Annotated in this window: 5 protein-coding genes; 3 read left to right on the top strand and 2 right to left on the bottom strand. The window is 72.8% G+C overall.

Annotation, left to right across the window (positions count from 1 at the left end; all coding sequences use genetic code 11):
- Both EHS43_RS37585 and EHS43_RS37590 read left to right on the top strand, forming a co-directional pair.
- Positions 1–1,131: cysteine protease StiP family protein (locus EHS43_RS37585; RefSeq protein WP_185806583.1), on the top strand; the 1,131-nt coding region annotated here is incomplete at its 5' end.
- Entirely contained in the window at positions 1,131–1,955 is an 825-nt protein-coding gene (locus tag EHS43_RS37590; protein ID WP_125195105.1) for an HAD family hydrolase, read from the top strand. The genes EHS43_RS37585 and EHS43_RS37590, both read left to right, overlap by 1 nt.
- On the opposite strand, the gene EHS43_RS37595 is transcribed toward EHS43_RS37590, so the two are convergent.
- Both EHS43_RS37595 and EHS43_RS37600 read right to left on the bottom strand, forming a co-directional pair.
- Complete coding sequence (locus tag EHS43_RS37595) at positions 1,930–2,556, bottom strand: DedA family protein (RefSeq protein ID WP_125195106.1); 627 nt, start codon at positions 2,554–2,556, stop codon at positions 1,930–1,932. The genes EHS43_RS37590 and EHS43_RS37595 overlap by 26 nt on opposite strands.
- A gap of 57 nt (positions 2,557–2,613) precedes the next feature.
- Positions 2,614–2,838, bottom strand: a complete 225-nt coding sequence (locus tag EHS43_RS37600) for a zinc ribbon domain-containing protein (protein ID WP_125195107.1) — start codon at positions 2,836–2,838, stop codon at positions 2,614–2,616.
- Positions 2,839–2,943: 105 nt separating this feature from the next.
- On the opposite strand from EHS43_RS37600, the gene EHS43_RS37605 reads away from it, so the two are divergent.
- The gene (locus EHS43_RS37605) at positions 2,944–4,569 is read left to right on the top strand and encodes an alkaline phosphatase (RefSeq protein WP_125195108.1); all 1,626 of its coding nucleotides are present in this window, start codon (positions 2,944–2,946) and stop codon (positions 4,567–4,569) included.
- Positions 4,570–4,827: the final 258 nt, after the last annotated feature.

The raw sequence follows: 4,827 nt of genomic DNA on the forward strand, positions 1-4,827 counted from the left end.
GCCTTCTCCGCGTACGCCCCCGAGGAGGTCGGCTGGCTGCTCCAGGACCTCTCGGACGTCACGCTGGAGGCGCCGACCGAGGAGCGCGAGGAGGCCATCCAGAGCGGCGGCGCGCACTACGCGGAGTCGCTGCCCGTGGAGTACCAGCCGAGCGACCAGTACCAGGAACTGTTCCGGACGGCTCTGGAGGAGTCCTCCGCGAGGCTCGCCCAGGCCGTCGGCGCCGTCACGGAGATCGTGCTCCAGGAGCGCTCGCCGCGCCCCGTCCTCGTCTCCCTCGCCCGCGCCGGCACCCCCGTCGGCGTCCTGATGCGCCGCTGGGCCCGGTTCCGCCACGGCCTCGAACTGCCGCACTACGCCGTCTCGATCGTCCGCGGCCGCGGCATCGACGCCAACGCCCTGCGCTGGCTGGCCGCCCACCACGACCCCGCCGACGTCGTCTTCGTCGACGGCTGGACCGGTAAGGGCGCGATCACCCGCGAACTGGCGGAGGCCATCAGGCGGTTCGAGGCCGAGGGCGGCCCCGCCGGCTTCGACCCGGAGATCGCCGTCCTCGCCGACCCGGGCTCGTGCGTGCGGACGTACGGCACCCGCGAGGACTTCCTCATCCCCTCCGCCTGCCTCAACTCCACGGTGTCGGGCCTGATCTCACGGACCGTCCTGCGTGCGGACCTGGTCGGCCCCGACGACTTCCACGGCGCGAAGTTCTACCGCGAACTCGCGGGCGCCGACGTGTCGGTGGACTTCCTGGACGCCGTCGCCGCCCGGTTCCCCGACGTGGTGGACGCCGTCGACGCCACCGTGAAGGAACTGCTGGCCGGCGACCGCGAGCCCACCTGGGAGGGCTGGGCCGCCGTCGAACGCATCAGTGAGGAGTACGGCATCCACGACGTCAACCTCGTCAAGCCGGGCGTCGGCGAGACCACCCGGGTGCTGCTGCGCCGGGTGCCCTGGAAGATCCTCGCCCGGGCCGGGGCGGGCGCGGACCTGGACCATGTCCGCCTGTTGGCCGAGCAGAGAGGTGTCCCGGTGGAAGAGGTCGCCGAACTCCCTTACACCTGCGTGGGGTTGATCCACCCCAAGTACACGCGGGGCGCCACAGGCGCCGACGGCCGGGCGGTGGCGCTCTGATGGCGGCCCAGGCCCCGGTGCTGGTCGCCAGCGACCTCGACCGCACGCTCATCTACTCCGCCGCCGCCCTCGCACTGACCATGCCGGACGCGCGGGCGCCCCGGCTGCTGTGCGTCGAGGTGCACGAGAGCAAGCCGCTGTCGTACATGACGGAGACCGCGGCCGGACTGCTCTGCGAGCTCGGGGACGCGGCGGTCTTCGTGCCGACGACCACCCGCACCCGCAAGCAGTACCAGCGCATCAACCTGCCAGGCCCGCCGCCCGCCTACGCGATCTGTGCGAACGGCGGCCACCTGCTGGTCGACGGCGTCACCGACCACGACTGGCACGCGCGCGTCACGGCCCGCCTCGCCGACGAGTGCGCCCCGCTGGCCGAGATCAGCGCGCACCTCCAGGCGACGGCCGACCCCCTGTGGCTGCGCAAGCACCGCATCGCCGAGGATCTCTTCGCCTACCTCGTCGTCGAGCGCGAACTGCTGCCCGAGGAGTGGGTGAAGGAGCTCGCGGTGTGGGCCGAGAGCCGCGGCTGGACGGTCTCCCTCCAGGGCCGCAAGATCTATGCCGTCCCCAAGCCGCTCACCAAGAGCGCGGCCGTGCGCGAGGTGGCCCGGCGTACCGGTGCCGTCCTGACGCTGGCGGCGGGCGACTCCCTGCTCGACGCCGACCTGCTGCTCGCGGCCGACCGGGGCTGGCGGCCGGGGCACGGGGAGCTGGCCGACGAGAACTGGACGGCTCCGGCCATCGCCGCGCTGCCGGAGCGGGGCGTGCTGGCGGGGGAGCGGATCCTGCGGGAGCTGCTCAGGACGGCTCGGACGCCTCAGTAGACGAGGGCCGCCGCAGCAGTCGTACGGCGACGAACGCCACGACCGCGAGCGCGGCGGCCCCGAGGACGACCTTGGAGTACGCGGACACGACGTCGGTGACCTGGGCCCAGTTGGCGCCCAGGGCGTGGCCCGCGAGGACGAACGCCGTGTTCCACAGGGCGCTGCCGAGGGTGGTCAGGGTCAGGAACACGGGCAGCGGCATGCGTTCGACGCCGGCCGGGATCGAGACCAGGCTGCGGAAGACCGGGATCATCCGGCCGAAGAACACCGCCTTGGTGCCGTGCCGCAGGAACCAGGCCTCGGTCCGCTCGACGTCCGAGACCTTCAGCAGGGGCAGCCGGGCCGCGAGTGCCACCGTGCGGTCCCGGCCGAGGAGCGCGCCGACGCCGTAGAGCGCGAGGGCGCCGACCACCGAGCCCGCCGTCGTCCACAGCAGCACGGCGAGCAGGCTCATCCGGCCGGCGCTCGCCGCGAAGCCCGCGAGCGGCAGGATCGCCTCGCTCGGGATGGGCGGGAAGAGGTTCTCCAGGGCGATGGCGACCCCGGCGCCGGGCGCGCCGAGGGTGTCCATGAGGCCGTGGACCCAGTCGATGGCTGACATGGGCCCACGCTAGGGAGGCCGACCTGAAGGCAGCCTGAAGAAGCGCCCGTACGACGGTCAGCCGCAGCAACCGCCGCCGCAGCACCCTCCGCCGCCGCCCGCCCGGGGCGCCGGGGCCGCGGTGGAGGCGGAGGCCGAGCCGCCCACCGCCACCGTCGACAGCAGCTTCACCGTGTCGTCGTGGCCGGCCGGGCAGTCGGCGGGGGCGGAGGACTCGGCCATGGGGCGGCTGAGCTCGAAGGTGTCGCCGCAGGTGCGGCAGCGGTATTCGTAGCGAGGCATGAGCACAGGTTAACCGGCACTCCGACAGGCATGTCCGAAATCTGATCATTGTCTGGTTAGCATGCGGGGGTTCTCTGCCGGCGACCAACCGCGGGAGGAGCCCCCTTGGCTTCGCGACACAACCCCGAACTGCTCGCCGCCGCACGGCACTTGGGGCGGCGGCGGTTCCTCACGGTCAGCGCCGCGGCCGCCGCTCTCGCGTTCGGCACCCAGCTGCCGGCCCGGGGTGCGGCCGCCTCCCGCACGCTCGACGCGGCGCGGATCGACAGCGATCCGTTCACGCTCGGCGTCGCCTCCGGGGACCCGCTGCCCGACTCCGTGCTGCTGTGGACCCGGCTCGCTCCCGCCCCCTTCGAGCCCGACGGCGGCCTGCCCCAGCAGTCCGTCACCGTCCAGTGGGAACTGGCCTCCGACGAGAACTTCGCCGCCCCCGTCCGCAGCGGCACCGCCGTCGCCCGTCCGGAGTACCACCACACCCTGCGCGTCGACGTCGACGGCCTGGAGCCCGGCCGCGTCTACCACTACCGCTTCCGGGCCGGCACCTGGATCAGCGAGACGGGCCGCACCCGCACGGCACCGGCCGCCACCACCGCCGGCGCCTCGCTCTCCTACGCCGCCGTCTCCTGCCAGGCCTACCACGACGGGTACTACACGGCGCACCGCCACCTCTCCCAGGACGACGTCGACGTGGTCCTGCACCTCGGCGACTACCTGTACGAGTACGCCGTGAACTCCGCGGGCGGTCAGCGCGCCTACACCGACCGGAAGCTGCCCGCCCTCTTCAACCGCGAGGCCATGACCCTGGAGGACTACCGGCTGCGCTACGCCCTCTACAAGAGCGACCCGGACCTCAGGGCGGTCCACGCGGCGCACCCCTTCGTCGTCACCTGGGACGACCACGAGGTCGAGAACAACTACGCGGGCGCCATCAGCGAGAACGACGATCCGCCCGAGGAGTTCCTGCTGCGCCGCGCCGCCGCCTACCGCGCCTACTGGGAGAACCAGCCGCTGCGCGCCGCACAGCTGCCGAGCGGCCCCGACGCCCGGCTCTACCGCCGGCTCCAGTGGGGCACGCTCGCCCAGTTCGACATCCTGGACACCCGCCAGTACCGCTCCGACCAGGTGTACGCGGACACCAAGCACACCGGCGGCCCCCTCCAGGACGACCCGTCGCGCACCATGACCGGGGCGGCCCAGGAGAGCTGGCTGATCGACGGCTGGCGTGCCTCGCAGGCCCTGTGGAACGTGCTGCCGCAACAGGTCTGCTTCTCGCAGCGCAAGCTCGACCTCACCGCCGAGCCCCTGATGTCCATGGACGCCTGGGACGGCTACCGGGCCTCGCGGCGAAGGATCCTCGACGGCGCGAAGTCGGCCGCGGTCGAGAACCTGGTGGTGATGACCGGGGACCTGCACGCCGCGTACGCCTTCGACATCAAGGACGACTTCGACGACCCGGCCTCAAGGACCCTGGGCACGGAGTTCGCCGCCACGTCGGTCGCGAGCGGACGGGACGGTGCCGCGCGGCCCGCCACCTGGGACACGTACCTCACGGCCAACCCGCACCTGAAGTTCTACGACGGGCGCCGCGGCTATGTGCGGGTCACCCTCGACCGGCAGCAGGCCCGGGCCGACTTCAGGACCGTGTCAGCCGTGACGACACCGGGCGCGCCGGTCTCGACCGCCGCGTCCTTCGTGACGGAGGCGGGCAGCCCCGGCCTCGCACCCGCCTGAGCGAGCGCCGGCCCGCCCGGTACCCGGCGGGTCGGCACCCCGGCATCCCGTGCTCGGCCGGGCGGCCCCTTCTTGTCGTCCGATGCGCGGAACGCGCCGTGGACGTACATCATCTGATCGGTTTTCGGCGAAACCTAGGGATTCGAGACCTTTCGTACCCCACCCGAGGAGACGCCTGATGGCCCACAGACACGTTTCAGCCGGCTGTGCCGCGTTGACGGTACTCGGCGCACTCGTGCTCACGGGGCTGCCCGCGGC

Source organism: Streptomyces sp. RP5T (assembly GCF_003933965.1).
Classification (GTDB): Bacteria; Actinomycetota; Actinomycetes; order Streptomycetales; family Streptomycetaceae; genus Streptomyces.